Below are 19,203 nucleotides of genomic sequence, written 5' to 3' on the forward strand. Positions count from 1 at the left end.
AGCAGCTCCGGAGGTAACGCCGTGACCGTCCCCGTACCGCCCGCCACCGTCGCGTCCCGCCGCCCGCCCGTGCCCGTCGTCGTCGCGAGTGTCGTCGTCGCGGTGCGGATGGGGTTCGGCGCGTTCGGCCTCGTCTACTTCGGGGTGCTCGCGCCGCCGGAGGTCAACCCGGACGCCGGGAGCCCCGCCGCCACCGCCTTCGCCGCCGTCGGGCTGACCACCGTGATCACCGCCTGGGCGTGCCTGCCCGGTGTGTGGGCCGGCCGGCGCGCGCCGTGGCACCTGCTCACCTGCGTCCTCGCGGCATGGGTCTACTTCAGCTGCTACAAGATCCTCGCCGAGGGCGAGACCGAGTCGATCGCGTTCCTGGTGGTCGACGTGCTGGTGGCCGGGCTGCTCTGCCTGCCCACGTCCCGGCGGCACGTCGCCGCCGGGGACCGGTCCGCCGGATCCGCCCCGTCCCCGGCCGGCACCCGCTAGCTTGCCCCTGACGACGACCAGGGGCGGCGATGGTGTTCAAGAAGCTCAAGGCACGGTTCGGTGGGGGCACGACGGTCGACACGGTGGTGCACACCCCGGTCGCGCAGCCCGGTGGCGTGTTGGACGGCGTGGTCGAGGTCGTCGGCGGCGAGTTCCTGCAGCGGATCAACTTCCTCGCACTGCGCCTGGAGACCGTGGTCGAGGTGGAGTCCGGCGACAACGAGTACCGCTCCACGACGTCGTTCGCCGAGCAGCGGGTGACCGGGGCGTTCGAGCTGCATCCGGGCGACCGGCGGTCGGTCCCGTTCCGGTTCGGGGTGCCGTGGCAGTCGCCGTTCACCACGGTGCACGGGCGGGACCTGCCCGGGGTCCGGGTGGGCCTGCGCACCGAGCTGGACATCGCCGGTTCGTTGGACAAGGGCGACCTGGACCCGGTGCGGATCGAGCCGACCCGTCCGCAGCAGACCATCCTGGCCGGGTTCGAACGGGCCGGCTGCCGGTTCCTGCGCTCCGACGTGGAGAAGGGCCGGGTCCCCGGTGCCGAGTTCGGCTTCTACCAGGAGATCGAGTTCGCACCGCCGCCCGACCTGGCGCGCGGCCTGAAGGAGGTCGAGGTGTCCTTCCTCGCCGGACCGCACGCGATGGACCTGCTCCTGGAGGGCGACCGGCGGGGCGGCTTCCTGGACGCCGGCGGCGACCGGATCGTCCGGTTCACCATCCCCTACGACGTGCTGGACGCCCACGACTGGGCGGCCGAGATGCGCGGGCACATGGCGGAGCTGGCCCGGCGGCGCGGCCTGTTCGGCTGACCCTCAGCGTCCGGGCGACGGGACGGGCAGCCCGGCCGCCGCGAACAGCTCCGCCCACCGCGCACGCGGCAGCCGGTCGACGGGGTCGCGGGCACCGGCCCAGGCCTCCGGGACCGCCGACGCCAGCAGCGCGGGCGGGAGCAGGCCCGCGTCGTCGAGCTCGGCCAGCAGCAGCGGCGCCCGGTCCCGGCCGACCCGGGCGGCCGCCGCGTCCCAGCCGGCGGCGGTGAGCGGGCGGTCCCGGTCCAGCAACGCGTTCACGGTGACCTCGTACAGCGCCTGGCTCACTGCCCCAGCGTGGCACGCCGGGCTCCCCCGCCCGGGGCACCGCCCCGCCGGACGGCGCCCGGCACTCGGTGGCCGGTGCGGGACGCGCGACGTGCGGCACCCGAGCGGGCGGGGCCGCCGGACCGCGCGGCACCCGCGCGCCGACCACGCACGGTCAGCGTGACGGAGCGACCGGCCGCCGTGACTGCGCCAAACGGCCGCTGTGCGGGCCGCAACCCTCACCTAGCGTCCGATCGCGATGAGCGCTCCCCACGCCGACGACCGTCCCCCGCACCGTCCCGATCGGCCCGACCGGCCCGGCTCCGGCCCGCCCCCGCCGGACGGACGGCCCCGCAACGGGTACCGGCCCGCGGACCTGCTGGACCGGGCCGCCGTCCCGCCGCCGCGCCGTCCCGGCGACGGCGGTGCCGCCCCGGGGGCGGCCGTCCCCGGCCCCGGCGCGGCGGGTGCCGGACCCGCTCCGGGGCCCGCGGCCGGACCGCACGGCACGGTCCCGGCACCGCGACCGCCCTGGCTGCCGGGCGCCGCCGCCCCGGCCGCCCCGCTCGCTGCCGGGGCCGTCCCGGCCGGGGAGCCGGGCGACGGACCGCCGGCATGGGGCGGGCCGCCACCCGGCGTCGCACGCCCCGCGGCGCCCGGCGCGCCGTGGGCCGGACCGGCGCCGACACCCGGTCCGTGGTCCACCGCGTCGTGGGGCCCAGCCGCACCCGTGCCCCGGGGCGCCGCGACCGCGCCGCCGGCCGGGGGCGGGCACCCGGCGTCGTGGGGTGCGCCCGGGCACACCGCGCCGCAGGCCCGGCCACCGTCCGGTCCGGGTGCCGGGGCGTGGGCGGCGGTCGCCGTTCGGGCCGGCGGCGCCGGGGACCGGATCTCGCGGGCGGTGACCGGGCTGGACGGCGCCCTCGGCCGGGCCCTGCCCGGCGGCGCCGGGCACCGCGGGGCGGCCCTCGCCGTCGGCGCGACACTGCTGCTCGCGGTCGCGGCCGCCGCGGGCGCCGAGTCCCCGGGTGCCGACAACGGCCCGGCGCCGGGCACCGCCGCCCCGGCCGCACAGGAGCCGGTGCCGGCACCCGCCGACCTCGTCGCGGGGACCGCCCCGGCCGACCCGGCGGCGTTCGCCGGGTCCGGATTCCGCTCCCCCAGCGGCAACATCACGTGCCGGATCGACGGCGCCGAGACCCGCTGCGACACCCGTACCCGAGCCTGGTCCCCGCCGGACGACCCGGCGTGCACGTTCCGCTCCGGGACCGGGCTGGTGCTGCGCGCCGCCGGGGCCGGGCCGAGCTGCGGCGGCGAGCGGGTCCGCGCCCGCGGCACCGCCGAGCTCGGCTACGGCACCCACCTGACCCGCGGCGACGTCACCTGCGTGAGCCGCCGGACCGGCGTCGAGTGCCGGGACGCGCGCACCGGGCACGGCTTCGCGACCTCCCGCGAGGCGTACCGGATCTACTGACCCGCGCCGCCGCGGCCGGTCCGCCACAGATAGCGTCACCGGCCGTGACGGCGGTCGTGGAGATCTTCACCGACGGCGCCTGCGTGCCGAACCCCGGCCCGGGCGGCTGGGGCGCGGTGCTGCGCTACGGCGAGCACGAGCGCGAGCTGCACGGCGGGGAACCGTCGACGACCACGAACAACCGGATGGAGCTCACCGCCACCATCCGCGCCCTGGACTGTCTGACCCGGCGTTCGGTGGTGCACCTGCACACCGACAGCACCTACGTGCGCAACGGCATCACCCGGTGGCTGCCGCGCTGGCAGGCCCGCGGCTGGCGGACCGCCGCCGGGGAGCCGGTGAAGAACGACGACCTGTGGCGCGAGCTCGACGCCGCCGTCCGCCGGCACGACGTCACCTGGTTCTGGGTGAAGGGGCACGCCGGGCACCCGGAGAACGAGCGTGCCGACCGGCTCGCCGCCCGCGGCTGCGAGGAGGCGGGCGGACGGGCGTCCGGGAAGCGGCCGTCCCGCACGCGGTGACGCCGGGGAGATAGCGTCGGCCGCGTGGCCGACTCGTTCCCCCGCCTGCACGCCCGCACCCGCCGCTTCACCCTCGGGGTCCCCCGCGGGTTCACCGTCGCCCCGGACGGGTCGCGGGCGGTGTTCCTGCGCAGCCGGTCCGGTACCGACCCGGTCACCTGCCTGTGGTCGGTCGACGCCGCGACCGGCGCGGAGCGGCTGCTCGTGGACCCGGCGTCGGTACCCGGGCTGCCGGGCGAGGAGGACCTGCCCGCCGCGGAGCGGGCCCGGCGCGAGCGGGTCCGGGAGCAGGCGGGCGGCGTCGTCGGGTACACCACCGACGCCGCGGTCACCCGCGCCGTGTTCGCACTGTCCGGGCGGCCGTTCACCGTCGCGCTGACCGGGGAGCCGGACGTGCGCCCGCTCGACGTCGGCGGGATCGAGGCCGTGGTGGACCCGCGGATCGACCCGAACGGGACCCGGGTGGCCTTCGTCGCCGCGGGCGCGCTGCACCTGCACGACCTCACGACCGGCACGACGACGGCCGTGCTCACCCCCGACGGCGACGACGTCTCCTGGGGCCTGCCCGACTTCGCCGCGGCCGAGGAGATGGACCGCCACCGGGGGTTCTGGTGGTCCCCCGACGGCGGCGCGCTGCTCGTCGCCCGGGTCGACGAGTCGCCGGTCGCACGCTGGCACATCGCCGACCCGGCGCACCCCGACCGCGTCCCGACCACGGTCCGCTACCCCGCCGCCGGCACCCCGAACGCTCGGGTGGGGCTGGTCGTCGTCGCGCTCGACGGCAGCCGCACCCCCGTGTCCTGGGACGACGAGACCTACGAGTACCTCGCCACAGCGGGCTGGGACGCACACGGCCCGCTGCTGTCGGTCCAGCCGCGCGACCAGCGCGAGGTCCGCACCCTGGCCGTCGACCCCGCGACCGGGCGGACCACCACGCTGCACTCCCAGACCGACCCGGTGTGGGTGGAGAACGTGCCGGGCGTCCCGGCGCGCACCGCGTCCGGGGCGCTGGTGCGGGCCGAGGACTCCGGCGGGGCGCGCCGGCTCGTCGTCGGCGACGCCTACCTGACCGGCCCGGAGCTGCAGGTGCGCGGGGTCCTCGGCATCGACGGCGAGACCGTCCTGTTCCGCGCCTCGACGGAGCCGACCTCGGTCGCCGTCTGGTCGGTGACCCCGGGGTCCGAGCCGGTCGCGGTGACGCCGACGACCGGGGTGCACGCCGTCGCCGCAGCGGGGGGCACCACCGTGCGCGTGTCCCAGGACCTCGCGACGGCGCCGCACGCCGTGCTCGTCACCGCCGCCGGGGCCGAGCACCCGGTCGCCGGGCACGCCGTCGACCCCGGGTTCGACCCGGCCCCGGTGCTGCACTCCTTCGGTGAGCGGGAGCTGCGCACCGCGGTGTTCCTGCCGTCCGGCCACGTGCCCGGTACCCGCCTGCCGGTGCTGCTCGACCCCTACGGCGGCCCGCACTCCCAGCGGGTGCTGCAGGCCCGCAACGCGCACCTGACCAGCCGCTGGTTCGCCGAGCAGGGTTTCGCCGTGCTGGTCACCGACGGTCGTGGCTCCCCCGGCCGCGGCCCGGAGTTCGACCGCGCGATCCACGGCGACCTGGCGGGACCGGTGCTGGAGGACCAGATCGCGGCCCTGCACGCGGCCGCGGAGGCCTACCCCGACCTGGACCTGGGGCGGGTCGGGATCCGCGGCTGGTCGTTCGGCGGGTACCTGTCCGCGCTGGCGGTGCTGCGCCGGCCCGACGTCTTCCACGCGGGCATCGCCGGCGCGCCGGTCACCGACTGGACGCTCTACGACACCCACTACACCGAGCGCTACCTCGGGATGCCGGGCGGCGAGCCCTACACCCGCTCGTCGATCGTCGACGACGCCGCGACCCCGCCGACCGCGGACCGGCCGCACCGCCCGCTGATGGTCGTGCACGGCCTCGCCGACGACAACGTCGTCGCCGCGCACACCCTGCGGCTGTCCTCGGCGCTGCTCGCGGCCGGGCGTGCCCACCAGGTGCTGCCGCTGTCGGGCGTCACCCACATGACGCCGCAGGAGGTCGTCGCCGAGAACCTGCTGCTCCTGCAGGTCGGGTTCCTCCGGGACGCGCTCGGCGCCTGAGCGCGAACACGTGTTTCACCGATTCCGACGATCACCGACGCCGGCCGGAACTGATCTACGGGCACCGCGTCGTCGCAGGTGAGGGCGCCGCGCGTCCGTGCGTGACCGGACGCGCGGCGGTCACCGGTGCCCGCGACGGGGCTCCGGGCCCGCTTGCGACCCCGCTCACACTGTGGCTCCCTGGGCCGGAGGGACACCTCCGCCGGACCCGGCCACGGGCCACCGGCGGGCGTGGGCGACGACGCCGTGGGGAGCAGCATGACGATGTCCGACCAGGCCACGCGGTCCCTGTGGATCTGCGAGCCGTGCGGGTTCGTCTACGACCCGGACGAGGGCGACCCGGACAGCGGCATCGAGCCGGGCACGCCCTTCGAGGACATCCCCGACGACTGGATGTGCCCGATCTGCGGCGCCGCCAAGTCGGACTTCCGCCCGTTGGAGCCGGGAGAACAGTTCCCGGGGTGAGGACACCGAGACCATGGTCATGATCGCCGGATACGACCACTTCGTCCAGCTGGCCGAGTCGCTGCAGTGGGACGAGACCGACCTCGACCTGGGCCCGGACCGCGACGCGTGGGCCCGGCTCGCGCCGGACGAGGCGGCGACCGTGCGCGGGCTCGTCGCCGGCTTCTGCATCGCCGAGGCCTCGGTCGCCGGGCAGCTCGGCTCGTACCAGGCGGCGGCGCTCGACGACACCATGCAGGCCGCGTTCCGCGCCCAGGCCCGCGACGAGGCGCGGCACGCCCGGTTCTTCGACCTGGTCGCCGCGCAGGTGCTGGGCGTCCCCGGCGACACCCCGGCCGACCGGCTGGACGTGCTGCGACGCGAGGTGAGCTCCGAGCTCGTCGACCTGTTCGAGCACCGGCTGCCGGCGACCGCCCGTGGGCTCGCCGAGGACCACACCGGACTGACCGGGGCGGTCGGGCTCTACCACATGGTCATCGAGGGTGTGGTGCTGCTGGCCGGGCAGCACGCGATGCTCCAGACCCTGGACCGGCTGTCCGTCCCGCTGCCGGGCGTGCACCGCGGGACCGAGCTGGTCCTGCGCGACGAGCGCTGGCACATCGGCTTCGGCGCGCGGGTGGTGCAGAGCGCCGAGCTGGGTGGCGAGGAGGCCGACGCGCTGCTCGAACAGGGTGAGACCGCGTCGAAGGTCTGGGCCGGGCTCATCACCCCCGAGGCCATCGCGCTCGCGGTGAAGCAGCACCGCCGTCGGCTGAAGGCGGCGGGCATCAAGTTCTGGTGACACCCCCACGCCGGTCGCCGCCTTTCGGGAAACATGTGTTTCATTCCTCCGGGGCCGGCCGCGTGGCCTGCACGGAATGGGCACGGACGGTTCCGCGGGCGGGGACCGCGGGTGTCCACACCGGAGCCCACGGCGCCGTCCCGGGCGCGGCGTCGCACGTCACGGCGGGGACGGCCGCCCCGGCCCCCGCGACGGTGCTTGTCGCCGCACCGACGTCACCGATCTCCGGCGGCCACGATTTCCGGGGCACCCGCCCGCATTTCCCACCATTTCCCGGACGACCCCACGGCACGGTCCGCAGAAGTGTTCCGATTGTTCCCGGACAATCGTTTCCGGGCAACGGGGCGGCCCCGCGCAGCCGGTCCTGACCTGCGGAGAGATCGTCCGAGCCGAGCCCGGGACCCTCGCGGGAGATCATTCCGCATTCGAGCTCGCGCGTTCATGATCGTCGGCGCAGAATTGATGGACGCACGGGGTTGACGCTTACCACCGTGCGGTGTGAAGGTGATCACGTACCCACCGACGAATTGCGCTCGGGAGGAAAGTGTCAATGACGACCACCGAAGACGAACGCGCGGAACAGCTGGCCGCCGCGGGTCTCGACGGGCAGAACCGGCTCGCGCTGGGTCGGCTGCTCGGCAGCGGGACCATCGGCTACGCCGAGGAGGGACCCGACGGCGTGCTCCGGGCGACCATCCGGATCCCGGAGGACGAGATCTGCTACGAGCCCGGCGTGCTCATCCTCCCGCACGGCGGTGACATCGAGCTGACCCTCATCAACGACGACAAGAACACCCACTGCGCGGTGCTGCCCAGCAACGGCGACCCGAAGTTCATCTGGCTGGTGAACCACTCCAAGGGCACGGCGAAGATCAACCTCGACGGGCCGGGCACGTACTACTACGGCTCCGCGAGCGGCAACGACGAGGGCCGCGGTCTCACCGGCTCCATCGTCATCGGGGGCGAGGTACCCGACCACGCCAAGCTCGACCGTCCCCCGCAGCCGCGACCGTAGGAAGGATCCCGAGATGACGGACTACGTCGACGCGGGTGAAGCGATCCCGCACGTCCAGCTCAGCAACGTCCGGGGCGAGGCCCCGGCCACCTCCGCGGTGGACTACGACCGGATCCGCGGCGCACGCTCCGAGCCGCAGAACTGGCTGACCTACTACGGCACCTACGACGGCCAGCGCTACAGCGAGCTCGACCAGATCAACAAGGACTCGATCCGCAGACTGTCGCCCGCCTGGGTGTTCCAGGCCGGCGCCGTCGGGATGCAGTCCGGTGCGTCCACCTACTCGTTCGAGGCGTCACCGATCGTCGTCGAGGGCGTCATGTACGTCTCCGGCCCCGACGGCCGCGCCTGGGCGATCGACGCGAGGACCGGCGAGGAGCTCTGGCGCTACAAGCACGCCTCGCCCTACGACGTGTCGCTGTGCTGCGGCAACGTCAACCGCGGGCTGGCCGTGGGCCACGGCAAGGTCTACATGTACACGCTCAACGCGCACATCATCGCGCTCGACGCCACGACCGGGAAGGTCGTGTGGGACACCGTCAACGGCGACGTCCGCGCCGGGGAGAGCGGCTCGGTCGCGCCGCTGATCGTCAAGGACCTGGTGATCGTCGGCAGCGCCGGCGGGGAGTTCGGCGTCCGCGGCCACCTCGACGCGTTCGACGCGGAGACCGGTGAGCGGCGCTGGCGCTGCTACACCGTCCCGAAGCCGGGCGAGCCCGGCTCGGAGACCTGGCCCGACGACGGCGAGGCCTGGCAGCGCGGCGGCGCGAACTGCTGGGTGACGCCCACCTACGACCCGGAGCTGGAGCTGCTGTTCCAGGGCACCGGCAACCCGGCCCCGGACTTCGACGGCGGCGTGCGCCCCGGCGACAACCTCTACACCGACTCGACGATCGCGGTCGACGTCAACACCGGCGAGATCAGGTGGCACTACCAGTTCACCCCGCACGACCTGTGGGACTACGACTCCACGATGGAGAACGTCCTGTTCGACGCGCCGGACGGGCGCAAGCTGCTCGCCCACGCGGACAAGAACGGCTACTTCTTCGTGCTCGACCGGACCAACGGCGAGCTCGTGCGGGTGTTCCCGTTCGTCGACCGGATCACCTGGGGCGAGATCACGCCCGAGGGCAAGGTGACGCCGAAGATCTACCCCGACGAGGAGGGCGTCCCGGTGCACTTCTGGCCGGGCCCGGCGGGCGGCAAGGAATGGACGCACATGTCCTACAACCCGCAGACCGGGTTGATGTACGTGCCCGTCCAGGAGGTCGGGGCGACCGCCACCCGGCGTCGCCGTGAGTTCAAGGAGTCCATCCCCTACTGGGGCGCCGGCGTCGCCGTCGACATCGAGGACTTCTACGGGTTCGTCGCCGCGATCGACCCGCTCACCGGCGAGGAGAAGTGGCGCTGGAACAACGAGTACCCGATGTGCGCCTCGACGCTCACCACCGCGGGCGGCCTGGTCTTCCAGGGGACCCCGACCGGTGAGTTCGTCGCGCTCGACGCCTCGACCGGGGAGAAGCTCTGGTCGTTCCAGTGCGGCAGCGGGCACCACTCCAGCCCGACCACCTTCGAGGTCGACGGCAGGCAGTTCATCGCCGTGCCGACCGGGTGGGGCGGCTGGGTCGAGGGGTTCCTGCCGGGCCTGCTCGGTGCGGCCGCGGGCGACGCGTTGTTCTGCTTCGCGTTGCCCGAGCAGTAGATCCGGCCGACCCCGGGGACCCGAACGCTGTGAGAAGGGAGGTGATCGCATGGAGTCGACCACCGAGTGGGAGGCGCCGGAGTTCGAGGAGATCGGCTGCGCGCCCGAGGTGACGATGTACATCGCCCGGACCGAGGCGTGAGGTGACCGACGGCCGGGGGCGCGCGCAGCGCGCCCCGGCCGTCGCCGTGGAACAGGGGGTGCCATGAGGATCCGGATCCTCGGATCGGCGGCGGGCGGTGGCTTCCCGCAGTGGAACTGCGGCTGTCCGGGCTGCCGGGCGGTGCGCGACGGGTCGCGACCGGCGACGCCGCGCACCCAGTCCTCGATCGCCGTCTCCCCCGACGGGCGGCGGTGGTGGCTGGTCAACGCCTCCCCCGACGTCCGCACCCAGCTCGCCGACGCTCCCGCGCTGCACCCGACCGGCGACCGGACGACCCCGCTGCAGGGTGTGCTGCTCACCGACGCCGAGATCGACCACACCCTGGGGCTGGTGCTGCTGCGCGAGGGCCGCGGGGTGTCGCTGCACGCGACCGCGGCGACCGAGCGGACCCTGCGCGAGGGATCCGGGCTGCTGCCCACCCTGGAGCGGTTCTGCCCGGTCACCTGGACCGAGGTCGTCCCCGGCGCCGACCACGACCTCGGCGGCCTCGTCTACCGCGCGTTCGAGGCGCCGACGGGCAAGCACGACCGGTTCGGCGTCGCCGAGGGCCTGCCCGGGCGGGTGGTCGGGTACCGGTTCACCGACACCGCGTCCGGCCGGTACGCGGTGTACCTGCCCGGCGTGCAGGAGCTGACCCCCGCCGTGCAGGACGAGATCGACGGCGCCGACCTGCTGCTCGTCGACGGCACGACCTGGCACGACGACGAGCTGGTCCGGCTCGGGCTGGCCGCGAAGACGGCGCACGACATGGGACACCTGCACGTCGGCGGCCGGGGTGGCAGCCTGGAGGTGCTCACCGCCCTCGGTGTGCCCCGGATCGTCTACGTGCACGTCAACAACACCAACCCCGTCCTGCTGGAGGACTCCGCCGAACGCGCCGCGGTCACCGCCGCCGGGGTCGTCGTCGGGTTCGACGGACTGGAACTGGAGGTCTGACATGACCGCTCCGGACACCGCGCTGGTGCGACGGCTGCGGGCGCACGCCGCGCAGTACCACTCGGCGCACCCGTTCCACGTCCGCATGAACGACGGCACCCTCACCCCGGACCAGATCCGCGGCTGGGTCGCGAACCGGTTCGCCTACCAGGAGGCCATCCCGGTCAAGGACGCGGCGATCCTCTCGAACTGCCCCGACGTCGGGGTCCGGCGGCGGTGGATCCGCCGGATCACTGATCATGATGGAGTCCACGACGGCCGGGAACCGGGCAGCGGGAACTCCGGACAGGGGGGTATCGAGGCGTGGCTGCGGCTCGGCGAGGCGTGCGGGCTGAGCCGGTCGGAGATCACCGACCACCGGCACGTGCAGCCCGGGGTGCGGTTCGCCGTCGACGCCTACGTGGGCTTCGCCCGCACGAGGCCGTGGGTCGAGGCGGTCGCGTCGTCGCTGACCGAGCTGTTCGCCCCGGACCTGATGGCCGAGCGGCTGGCGGCGTTCGAGAAGTACTACACCTGGATCGACCCGGACGGGCTCCAGTACTTCCGCAACCGGCTGTTCCAGGCTCCGCGGGACTCCGAGCACGCACTGGAGGTCGTCGTCGCGCACTGCCGCACCCCCGCCGAGCAGGACGCCGCCGAGGCCGCGCTGTCGTTCAAGTGCGACGTGCTCTGGGCGATCATGGATGCGATCGACCATGCCTACGCGTGACGGGTCGACCGCCACCGGCGCGGAACGGGTCCCGGCGCCACGACGCGGCGAACGGGCCGCCCGCACACCCGCGGTCACCGGGGACTCCCGGCCCCGGCTCGGCCGGCACGTGCGGATGCGGCCGGACCGCCCGACCGGCGGGTGGGTGCTGCTCGGGCCGGAGACCGTCGTCGTACTGAACCGGACCGGGCACGCGGTGCTGCGCCTGTGCGACGGCGAGCGCAGCGTCGACGACATCGTCGCGGCGCTGGTCGCGGACTTCGACGAGGCCGACGCGCTGGTCGTCGGCGACCAGGTGCGCGACTACCTGACCCGGCTCGTCGCCCGGAACCTGGTGGCGCTCGGATGAGCGCCCCGCGCCCGTTCGGGCTGCTCGCCGAGCTCACCTACCGTTGCCCGCTGGCGTGCGCCTACTGCTCGAACCCGATCGAGCTGGCCCGCTACGACGACGAGCTGTCCACCGCCGACTGGCAGCGCGTGTTCGGCGAGGCCGCCGCCATGGGCGTGCTGCAGTGCCACCTGTCCGGCGGGGAGCCGCTGCTGCGGCGGGACCTGCCCGAGCTGGTCCGCACCGCCTGCGACCTGGGTATGTACACCAACCTCGTGACCAGTGCGATCGGGCTGTCCCGGCCGCGGGCCGAGGCGCTGCGCGCGGCGGGGCTGGACCACGTGCAGGTCAGCGTGCAGGCCGACGAGCCCGCCACCTCCGACCGGATCGCCGGGATCCGCTCGTTCGACAAGAAGCTGGAGGCCTGCCGGCTCGTCCGTGAGCTGGGCTGGCCGCTGACGGTCAACGTGGTGCTGCACCGGCAGAACATCGAGCGGATCGGCGCGATCGTCGACCTCGTGGAGCGCCTCGGCGCCGACCGGGTGGAGCTCGCCAACACCCAGTACTACGGCTGGGCCTGGCGCAACCGGTCGTCGCTGCTCCCGACCCGCGAGCAGCTCGACCGGGCCGAGGAGGTCGTCACCGCCGCCCGGGCGCGCCTGGCCGGGTCGATGGAGGTCGTGCACGTGCTGCCCGACTACTACTCCCGCTACCCCAAGCCGTGCATGGGCGGCTGGGCGCAGCGCCAGCTCACCGTCGCCCCGAACGGCGACGCGCTGCCCTGCCCGGCCGCGCAGACCCTGCCGCTGCCGCGGGCCTCGGTCCGCGACAGCGGCCTCGAGGAGATCTGGACCTCGGCGCCGCTGTTCACCGCCTACCGCGGCGAGGACTGGATGCAGGAGCCGTGCCGGACCTGCGACCGTCGCGAGATCGACCTGGGCGGGTGCCGCTGCCAGGCGTTCCAGCTCACCGGTGACGCCGCGGCCACCGACCCGGTGTGCCACCTGTCGCCCGAGCACGGGCTCGTCGAGGACGTGGTGTCCGAGGCGAACCGGCCGGCGCGGGTGGACCTGGAGCTGGCGCCCCGGCCGCACCGCTGAGGCCGGAGCGGCAGCGGGCCGCGCCCGGTCAGCGCAGGTGCGCGGCGTCCCAGAAGCGGTAGGCCCGGTCCGAGGGGTCGACGACCGCGTCGTCGACCTCCGGTCCGGCGGCGATCAGCCGGCGCAGGTAGTCCCCCACACCGGTCCCGACCACGCGGCGCTCGTCCTCGTCCGGACCGGCGACGACGATCTGCCCGACGGCGCCACCGGGCTCCGGGACGGTGTCGACGACCAGGGCGTTCCCGCCGCCGTCGACGGCCAGCGGCCACCACCCCGCGTCCCAGTAGTGGGCCAGCACCGGGTCCCCGGCGCGCACGGTCACGTGGTCGTGCCCCATGTCGGCGACGACGTCGAGCCAGCCGCGGTACTCCCGCGTCGCCTCGGCCAGGGGCACGAACCGGTAGGTCGCGGGGAACAGGCTCGTCGCGACCTCGGGGTGCGGGCCGGGGGCGCGCGGGTGGTCGGCCAGCTGGCCGTCGGCGAGCGCGTAGAGGGCCCGCAGCGCGGCCGGGAACTCCCGGCCGAACACCGCCTCGGCGTCGGCCACCGCGCCGGGCTCCGCGGGCGCGCGGAGGTTGGACGAGGCCGGGATCCCGGCCCGTTCCAACACGTCGAGCCAGCGGGGCCAGTCGGTCGCGACGCCGTCGTCGGGGGCGCCGCCGGAGAGGTCACGGTCACCGGTCACGGTGTGCAGCGTGCCACGACGGGCGGGCCCGGGACGCACCCGCCGGCGGGTTCTGGCAGGGTCGTCGCGCACCCACGGCCCGCCCCCGCGGGCCGTCCCCGTCCGTGAGGAGCACGTCCGTGTCCGCACCGCAGAAGCCCGCCGTCGAGATCGTCGACGGCCCGCTGCCCACCGACCTCGTGACCGAGGACCTGACCGTCGGCGACGGCCCGGAGGCCAAGCCCGGTGACACCGTCGCCGTGCACTACGTCGGGGTCTCGCAGTCCACCGGCCGCGAGTTCGACAACTCCTACGACCGCGGCCAGCCGCTGCAGTTCGGCCTCGGCGCCGGCCAGGTCATCTCCGGCTGGGACAACGGCGTCGCCGGGATGAAGGTCGGCGGCCGCCGCCGGCTCGTGATCCCGCCGCACCTGGGCTACGGCGCCCGCGGCGCGGGCGGCGTCATCGCCCCGAACGAGACACTGATCTTCGTCTGCGACCTGGTGGGCGTGCGCTGACCGCGCTCCTGCTGATCTCCGACACCCACCACCCGAGCCGCGGGGCCGCCCACTCCGGTGGGCTCCCCGGGCCGGTGTGGGAGGCCGTCGACGCCGCCGACGTCGTCGTGCACGCCGGTGACTGGTGCTCGGTGGAGCTGCTCGACCGGGTCGAGGGACGCGCGGCCCGGCTGCTCGCCTGCTGGGGCAACAACGACGGCGACGAGCTGCGCGCCCGGCTGCCGGAGACGGCCCGGGCGACCCTCGACGGGGTCCGGGTCGCGGTGACCCACGAGACCGGCCCGAAGCAGGGCCGCGAACGCCGGGCGCTCGCCGCGCACCCCGACACCGACCTGCTGGTGTTCCGGCACTCGCACATCCCGTGGGACTCCGCGGCGGACGGGCTGCGTCTGCTCAACCCGGGGTCGCCGACCGACCGGCGCCGGATGCCGACCCACACCTGGATGACGCTGACCCTGCACGACGGCCGGATCGACGACGTCGTGCTGCACCACCTCTGACGCCGCTCAGCCGCCGCTCAGCCGTCGTCGTCATCGTCGTCGGGCTGCTGTTGCTGCTGCCCCGGCGCCCGGTCCTGCGGGGCCGGAGCGGCCGGGGCCCGCTGGTCGTCGTCGTCCACCCGGGTGGCCGACGGCGGGCCGCCCGCCGGGGCGTCGTCGTCGTCGCGGGCGCCCTCGCCCGTGCCGAACACGAGCACGAGGCCGACCAGCGCGGCCACGACGACGAGCGCCGCGGCCATCCGGTCCTTCGTGAGCATCGGGTCTCCCTGCAGGTGCTCAGTCGTCGACGGGGACGCCGCCGAAGACGGTCAGGCTGAGGACGAAGTAGGCGACGTAGAGCCCCAGCAGCACCACGCCGTGCCAGCGGCGGATGCGTCCGGTGCCCAGGAACACCGCGGAGAGCACGGTGAGCCCGAGCAGCACCGGCAGGTGCCAGACCAGGGCCGTCGGGTCGACCACGATCGCCCCGCCGACCAGCAGGATCACGCCGAGCTTGCCGGTCACCGAGAACACGACGCTGCCGAGCACGTTCGCGACGGCGATCTCGGGCGCGCCGCGCCGGGCCGGCTCGACGGTGATCAGGATGTCCTCGAGGGACAGCGCGAGCGTCGCGATGGTGACCCCGAAGACCGTCCCGCTGATCGCCCAGGTCTCGAGGATGCCCTCGGTGCCCTGCCCGGCGATGAGCGCACCGACGACCAGCCCGATCAGCGCGATGACGGCGAACAGGATGGTCCGCCCGGGCGGCTGGGCGCGGGCCTTGAGGAAGCCGTCGTCGACGCGCAGGTCCTCGGGCAGCCGGAACCCGGGGCTGCCGGCCGCCGCGTCGGTCCGGGGCGGGCCGCTCGGCGCGACCGTCGCCGTCGTGCTCCCGCCCGCGGCGACCCCGGCCTTCTCCAGCTGCTCGTAGACCTCGGCGTTGCGCCAGACGGGCCGACGGGCGGAGTACTCGCGGTAGGCGATCCAGCCGACGAAGGCGACGAACAGCAGGATCAGCACGACGCCGGTGCCGGCGGTGAGCAGCCCGCCGAGCGCGAGCAGGAACATCACCACCGGGGCGGCGACGTAGAGCGCGAGGTAGTCGCGCGGGACCTCGACCCGGGTCGGCGCGATGATCGCGGCGAGCGCGAGCACGATGCCGGTCAGCGCGATCGTGGTGCCGATGACGGCGCCGAGCGCGACGTCGCTGAGGTCCTCCATGTTCAGCACGACCCCGAACGCGAGGTCGTCGAACTCGATCCCGGTGAAGACGACGGCGATCAGGAACAGCGAGATCGCCCAGCGACTCGCCACCCCGACCAGGTAGCCGATGAGCTTCTCCGCGCTGTACACCAGCACGGCGACGCCCAGGACGAACTCGATCACCGGGATCATGCGTCAGCCCCTCGCTACGACGCCAGGATCACCCGATAGTGAACTGGACCACGTGGCGAAGCAACACTTGACAATCACCAGGCAGGACGTTTCGCCTGGTCACAGGCGCGGCGCGCCGGGCGGGGCGGGGCCGACACGGCCCCGCCCCGGTGTCCGATGCGGATCCGACGGGCCGGGGGCCTCAGTCGCGCGGGGGCGCGCTCACCCGGTGGTCGGCCTGCTCGTCCTGGGCCTCGATCTGCGCGGCCTCCTCCTTGGTGCGGGCCAGCGGCGGCGCGGTGATCCCGCTGCCCTGCTCGGCCAGCTCGGGCTTCATCCGGACCGCCACGAGGCTGACGATCGTGGTGAGCGCGAGGACGCCGACGATGACGCCGAGCGAGAGTCCGATCCCGACCTCGGGGACCGGGACCGGCTCCCCGCCGTTGATGAAGGGCAGCTCGTTCTCGTGCAGGGCGTGCAGGGCGAGCTTGACGCCGATGAAGGCGAGCAGCACCGCGAGGCCGTAGGACAGGAAGACCAGCTTGTTGAGCAGCCCGCCGAGCAGGAAGTAGAGCTGGCGCAGCCCCATCAGCGCGAACGCGTTCGCGGTGAAGACCAGGTAGGGCTCCTGGGTGAGGCCGAAGATCGCCGGGATCGAGTCCAGGGCGAACATGATGTCGGTGACGCCGATGGCGATCATCACGATCAGCATCGGGGTCAGCCAGCGCTTGCCGTCGATCTTCACGGTGGTCTTGGCACCGTGGTAGTCGTCGGTGACCGGGAAGGCCTTGCGGACCCACTGCAGGACCCGGCCCTCCTTCCACTCCTCGTCGTCGCCGCCGGCAGCCTGCTTGACCAGCGAGACGGCGGTGTAGATGAGAAACGCGGCGAAGAGGAAGAACACCCAGCTGAAGCGGTCGATGACCGCCGCGCCCGCGGCGATGAAGATGCTCCGCATGATCAGCGCGATCACGATGCCGACCAGCAGCACCCGGTGCTGGTGGAGGACCGGCACCTTGAACGCGGACATGATGATGAGGAAGACGAACAGGTTGTCGACCGACAACGAGTACTCGGTCAGGTAGCCGGCGAAGAACTCGCCGGCGTAGGTGCCCCCGGAGAAGAACCAGACCCCGCAGCCGAACGCGACGGCCAGCGCCACGTAGAAGACGACCCAGCGGGTGACCTCGCCCAGGGTCACGGCGTGCGGCTTGTGGTCGTTGAGCCACAGGTCCGCACCGATCACCAGCACGAACCCGACGATGGTGACCAGCCAGACCCACAGGGGTACGTTCACGAAGTTCCTCCAGACCAGGGCAGCATCAGACAGCCCGAGGTCTCTCCCGCCACGGCAGCCCGCTGCTGCGGCTGCCGAGCGTGGCCGGTGGTGCCGGGTCCGCTCGCGAACCACGCTCGCGACGACACCGTGCTGACGACACCACCGCGGTAGGGATACTCCCCTGCGGTAGGTGAAGTGTCCTCCCTGGTCCGTTGCATGGCGAGTCGGGGTGACCCAGGGCACCCGGTCGGGGCCGGAAGTCGTCCGGTGTGTCCGGTTCAGCGGCGCGCACGACGGCTGAGCCGGACCATGTCGATCTCCTCGCCGAGGTCGGAGATCGCGTGCACGACGAGCCGGGAGTCGGTGCCGCCGGAACCGGGGACCACCGAGCAGCGCAGGTAGGCGTAGCCGAGGTAGCGGGCCCGCGACCAGGTGACGGTCTCGGTCTGCTTCTGGTCGTCGGGACCGGCCAGGAAGCTCGTGACCGGCGCCTGCTCGGTCTCGTGGCCGCGGAAGCTGTCGGTCTCGCCGGGCTGCCAGCGGTAGCGGGGCCGTCCGCCGGAGCCGACGCACACGTAGGTGGTGCCGTCGGTCTCCGGGTGGACGGTGGAGCGGTCCGGCGCCGGACGGGTGGGGCGGCCGTCGCGGATGGGGTCGGTGCGCTCGTACTGGTGGTTGTGGCCCTGCACGCACAGGTCGACCCGGTAGCGGTCGCACAGCGGCGCCAGCGCCCGTCGCACCCCGGCGTCGGAGGCGTGCGAGCCCGAGGTGGCGAACGCGCAGTGGTGGAAGAACAGCACGATCCACTCGACGTCCGGGTCGGCGCGCCAGCCGGCCAGGGTCCGCTCCAGCCAGGTCAGCTGGGTCCCGCCGGAGTAGCCGGCGTTGGTCGGGATCTCGGTGGAGAGGTCGTTGGCGTCCACGCTGACGACCCCGACGGTGCCGTGGGTGAACGCGTACACCGAGGGGCAGCCGCGGGGGCCGGTCCCGGACAGCGCGAGCCGGGCGGCGTGACCGGCGTAGCCGTGCGCGGGGCCGTCGGCCCGGTTCAGGTCGTAGAGCGCCTCCATGTCGTGGTTGCCGGTGGCGAACATCCACGGGGTCGACGCGGCCGAGCGTTCGATCGCGGCGAAGTAGGTGCTCCAGACGGTGGGGTCGAAGCTGTCGTGGGCCTCGTCGTCCTGCGGGGCGCCGTTGCGGACCGGCCGGCCGGCGCCGGAGGGGTCGGCGTAGCAGATGTCGCCGGCGAGCAGGTGGAACGCGGGTGCCTCCGCGGCGACGAGCGCGGTCAGCGCCTCCGCGGGCGCCGGGCTGCGGTGGGTGTCGTCGGGCTTGTAGTGGTTCGGCTCCCCACCGGTGCTCACGCCCTGGTCGGCGAAGGCGGTGAAGGTGAACCGGTGCCGGGTGCCGCGGGGCGCGGCCGTGCGGAAGGTGCTGGTGGCGGTGGTCGCCGTGGTTCCGCCGGGGGCCTCGATGCGGAACCGGTAGACGTAGCGGCTGCCGGGGGTGAGGCCGTCGGCGCGGGCGTGGGCGAACCACTGGCGGGTGCCGCGGATGCTGCCGTCCACCTGCGGGACGAGGCTCTCCAGCGGGCGGACCTGCACCGGGAGCGTGAGCCCGAACCCGGAGTCGGTGCCGACGTCGACGACCATCCGCCCGGGCGGCGGGGCCGCGGTCAGCTCCCCGGAGAACGACATCGAGCGGGCCGGGTCGGGCCCGTAGGCCAGGTGCCGTCCGACGACGGTCACCGGCGCGGGTGCGGCGGCCGCGGCCACCCCGCGGGCCCAGGGCGACCCGGACGCCGCGAGGGTCGCCAGGACTCCGGCGCCGCCGCGCAGCGCGGTGCGCCGGCTGACGGGGTGGCGTCGCAGGAAGGCGGCGAGCCAGTCCTGCTGGTCGGCGATCGTCATGTCGACGGCGAGTGCCCGCGGGACTCCGACGCCGGGGGTCTCTCCGGTGGGGTTGACGCTCACACCCGGTGACGGTGCCGGGCCGCGGCTTCCGGTCGGCGTTGCACG

At 74.2% G+C, this 19,203-nt stretch carries 22 protein-coding genes; 16 read left to right on the forward strand and 6 right to left on the reverse strand.

Annotated features, from left to right (window positions below):
* Window positions 1–21: 21 nt before the first annotated feature.
* Both AC0GKK_RS03840 and AC0GKK_RS03845 read left to right on the forward strand, forming a co-directional pair.
* Window positions 22–480 carry a hypothetical protein gene (locus tag AC0GKK_RS03840; protein ID WP_345647527.1) on the forward strand — a complete coding sequence of 153 codons (459 nt, stop codon included), beginning with the start codon at window positions 22–24 and terminating at the stop codon, window positions 478–480.
* 29 nt (window positions 481–509) lie between these two features.
* A complete protein-coding gene (locus AC0GKK_RS03845) occupies window positions 510–1,289 on the forward strand; it encodes a sporulation protein (RefSeq protein ID WP_489883178.1) in 780 nt (259 codons plus the stop codon).
* Between the two features lie 3 nt (window positions 1,290–1,292).
* Here the strand turns inward: AC0GKK_RS03845 and AC0GKK_RS03850 are convergent, their stop codons facing one another.
* Complete coding sequence (locus AC0GKK_RS03850) at window positions 1,293–1,577, reverse strand: hypothetical protein (RefSeq protein WP_345647521.1); 285 nt, start codon at window positions 1,575–1,577, stop codon at window positions 1,293–1,295.
* 238 nt (window positions 1,578–1,815) lie between these two features.
* Between AC0GKK_RS03850 and AC0GKK_RS03855 the strand changes: the two genes are divergently transcribed.
* From AC0GKK_RS03855 to pqqE, 12 genes are all read left to right on the forward strand, one after another.
* Window positions 1,816–3,030 (forward strand): hypothetical protein, encoded by a 1,215-nt coding sequence (locus AC0GKK_RS03855; RefSeq protein ID WP_349302375.1) that lies wholly within the window; start codon window positions 1,816–1,818, stop codon window positions 3,028–3,030.
* A gap of 44 nt (window positions 3,031–3,074) precedes the next feature.
* Complete coding sequence (gene rnhA / locus AC0GKK_RS03860; RefSeq protein WP_345654553.1) at window positions 3,075–3,551, forward strand: ribonuclease HI; 477 nt, start codon at window positions 3,075–3,077, stop codon at window positions 3,549–3,551.
* 24 nt (window positions 3,552–3,575) lie between these two features.
* A complete protein-coding gene (locus tag AC0GKK_RS03865; protein ID WP_489883179.1) occupies window positions 3,576–5,672 on the forward strand; it encodes a prolyl oligopeptidase family serine peptidase in 2,097 nt (698 codons plus the stop codon).
* Window positions 5,673–5,930: 258 nt separating this feature from the next.
* Window positions 5,931–6,137, forward strand: a complete 207-nt coding sequence (gene rd, locus AC0GKK_RS03870; protein ID WP_489883180.1) for a rubredoxin — start codon at window positions 5,931–5,933, stop codon at window positions 6,135–6,137.
* Between the two features lie 19 nt (window positions 6,138–6,156).
* Window positions 6,157–6,918 (forward strand): ribonucleotide-diphosphate reductase subunit beta, encoded by a 762-nt coding sequence (locus AC0GKK_RS03875; protein WP_476654498.1) that lies wholly within the window; start codon window positions 6,157–6,159, stop codon window positions 6,916–6,918.
* Between the two features lie 550 nt (window positions 6,919–7,468).
* The gene (locus AC0GKK_RS03880) at window positions 7,469–7,933 is read left to right on the forward strand and encodes an MSMEG_3727 family PQQ-associated protein (protein ID WP_251786437.1); all 465 of its coding nucleotides are present in this window, start codon (window positions 7,469–7,471) and stop codon (window positions 7,931–7,933) included.
* 13 nt (window positions 7,934–7,946) lie between these two features.
* Window positions 7,947–9,635: a PQQ-dependent dehydrogenase, methanol/ethanol family gene (locus AC0GKK_RS03885; protein WP_251786436.1), complete on the forward strand. Its 1,689-nt coding sequence runs from the start codon at window positions 7,947–7,949 to the stop codon at window positions 9,633–9,635.
* Window positions 9,636–9,684: 49 nt separating this feature from the next.
* On the forward strand, window positions 9,685–9,777 hold the full coding sequence (gene pqqA, locus AC0GKK_RS03890) for a pyrroloquinoline quinone precursor peptide PqqA (protein WP_060712366.1): 93 nt from the start codon (window positions 9,685–9,687) through the stop codon (window positions 9,775–9,777).
* A gap of 63 nt (window positions 9,778–9,840) precedes the next feature.
* Window positions 9,841–10,734: a pyrroloquinoline quinone biosynthesis protein PqqB gene (pqqB, locus tag AC0GKK_RS03895; protein ID WP_251786435.1), complete on the forward strand. Its 894-nt coding sequence runs from the start codon at window positions 9,841–9,843 to the stop codon at window positions 10,732–10,734.
* Window position 10,735: 1 nt separating this feature from the next.
* Window positions 10,736–11,443 (forward strand): pyrroloquinoline-quinone synthase PqqC, encoded by a 708-nt coding sequence (gene pqqC, locus AC0GKK_RS03900; RefSeq protein WP_346109196.1) that lies wholly within the window; start codon window positions 10,736–10,738, stop codon window positions 11,441–11,443.
* The gene (pqqD, locus tag AC0GKK_RS03905; protein ID WP_405417552.1) at window positions 11,430–11,792 is read left to right on the forward strand and encodes a pyrroloquinoline quinone biosynthesis peptide chaperone PqqD; all 363 of its coding nucleotides are present in this window, start codon (window positions 11,430–11,432) and stop codon (window positions 11,790–11,792) included. The genes pqqC and pqqD overlap by 14 nt, the downstream gene beginning before the upstream one ends.
* Complete coding sequence (pqqE, locus tag AC0GKK_RS03910; RefSeq protein WP_251786432.1) at window positions 11,789–12,871, forward strand: pyrroloquinoline quinone biosynthesis protein PqqE; 1,083 nt, start codon at window positions 11,789–11,791, stop codon at window positions 12,869–12,871. The genes pqqD and pqqE overlap by 4 nt, the downstream gene beginning before the upstream one ends.
* Window positions 12,872–12,899: 28 nt before the next feature.
* Here the strand turns inward: pqqE and AC0GKK_RS03915 are convergent, their stop codons facing one another.
* Entirely contained in the window at window positions 12,900–13,556 is a 657-nt protein-coding gene (locus AC0GKK_RS03915; RefSeq protein ID WP_489883181.1) for an SMI1/KNR4 family protein, read from the reverse strand.
* Between the two features lie 119 nt (window positions 13,557–13,675).
* Between AC0GKK_RS03915 and AC0GKK_RS03920 the strand changes: the two genes are divergently transcribed.
* Both AC0GKK_RS03920 and AC0GKK_RS03925 read left to right on the forward strand, forming a co-directional pair.
* Entirely contained in the window at window positions 13,676–14,053 is a 378-nt protein-coding gene (locus AC0GKK_RS03920; protein ID WP_226356486.1) for an FKBP-type peptidyl-prolyl cis-trans isomerase, read from the forward strand.
* A complete protein-coding gene (locus AC0GKK_RS03925) occupies window positions 14,050–14,553 on the forward strand; it encodes a metallophosphoesterase family protein (protein ID WP_489883979.1) in 504 nt (167 codons plus the stop codon). Before AC0GKK_RS03920 ends, AC0GKK_RS03925 begins: the two co-directional genes overlap by 4 nt.
* Before the next feature lie 17 nt (window positions 14,554–14,570).
* On the opposite strand, the gene AC0GKK_RS03930 is transcribed toward AC0GKK_RS03925, so the two are convergent.
* From AC0GKK_RS03930 to AC0GKK_RS03945, 4 genes are all read right to left on the reverse strand, one after another.
* Entirely contained in the window at window positions 14,571–14,810 is a 240-nt protein-coding gene (locus tag AC0GKK_RS03930; protein WP_489883182.1) for a hypothetical protein, read from the reverse strand.
* Window positions 14,811–14,829: 19 nt separating this feature from the next.
* The gene (locus tag AC0GKK_RS03935) at window positions 14,830–15,927 is read right to left on the reverse strand and encodes a sodium:calcium antiporter (RefSeq protein ID WP_489883183.1); all 1,098 of its coding nucleotides are present in this window, start codon (window positions 15,925–15,927) and stop codon (window positions 14,830–14,832) included.
* Between the two features lie 181 nt (window positions 15,928–16,108).
* Window positions 16,109–17,203: a TerC family protein gene (locus AC0GKK_RS03940; protein ID WP_208823910.1), complete on the reverse strand. Its 1,095-nt coding sequence runs from the start codon at window positions 17,201–17,203 to the stop codon at window positions 16,109–16,111.
* Window positions 17,204–17,463: 260 nt separating this feature from the next.
* Window positions 17,464–19,158: a metallophosphoesterase gene (locus AC0GKK_RS03945; RefSeq protein WP_489883184.1), complete on the reverse strand. Its 1,695-nt coding sequence runs from the start codon at window positions 19,156–19,158 to the stop codon at window positions 17,464–17,466.
* Window positions 19,159–19,203 lie beyond the last annotated feature (45 nt).

This window comes from Pseudonocardia sp. P-1 (assembly GCF_058111925.1).

Coding starts and splice junctions, on each gene's coding strand:
- pqqA (WP_060712366.1), top strand. CDS start 9,685: ATGGAGTCGACCACCGAGTGGGAGGCGCCGGAGTTCGAGGAGATCGGC.
- AC0GKK_RS03855 (WP_349302375.1), top strand. CDS start 1,816: ATGAGCGCTCCCCACGCCGACGACCGTCCCCCGCACCGTCCCGATCGG.
- AC0GKK_RS03930 (WP_489883182.1), bottom strand. CDS start 14,810: ATGCTCACGAAGGACCGGATGGCCGCGGCGCTCGTCGTCGTGGCCGCG.
- AC0GKK_RS03935 (WP_489883183.1), bottom strand. CDS start 15,927: ATGATCCCGGTGATCGAGTTCGTCCTGGGCGTCGCCGTGCTGGTGTAC.
- pqqB (WP_251786435.1), top strand. CDS start 9,841: ATGAGGATCCGGATCCTCGGATCGGCGGCGGGCGGTGGCTTCCCGCAG.
- AC0GKK_RS03885 (WP_251786436.1), top strand. CDS start 7,947: ATGACGGACTACGTCGACGCGGGTGAAGCGATCCCGCACGTCCAGCTC.
- AC0GKK_RS03880 (WP_251786437.1), top strand. CDS start 7,469: ATGACGACCACCGAAGACGAACGCGCGGAACAGCTGGCCGCCGCGGGT.
- pqqD (WP_405417552.1), top strand. CDS start 11,430: ATGCCTACGCGTGACGGGTCGACCGCCACCGGCGCGGAACGGGTCCCG.
- rd (WP_489883180.1), top strand. CDS start 5,931: ATGACGATGTCCGACCAGGCCACGCGGTCCCTGTGGATCTGCGAGCCG.
- AC0GKK_RS03875 (WP_476654498.1), top strand. CDS start 6,157: ATGATCGCCGGATACGACCACTTCGTCCAGCTGGCCGAGTCGCTGCAG.
- AC0GKK_RS03845 (WP_489883178.1), top strand. CDS start 510: ATGGTGTTCAAGAAGCTCAAGGCACGGTTCGGTGGGGGCACGACGGTC.
- pqqE (WP_251786432.1), top strand. CDS start 11,789: ATGAGCGCCCCGCGCCCGTTCGGGCTGCTCGCCGAGCTCACCTACCGT.
- pqqC (WP_346109196.1), top strand. CDS start 10,736: ATGACCGCTCCGGACACCGCGCTGGTGCGACGGCTGCGGGCGCACGCC.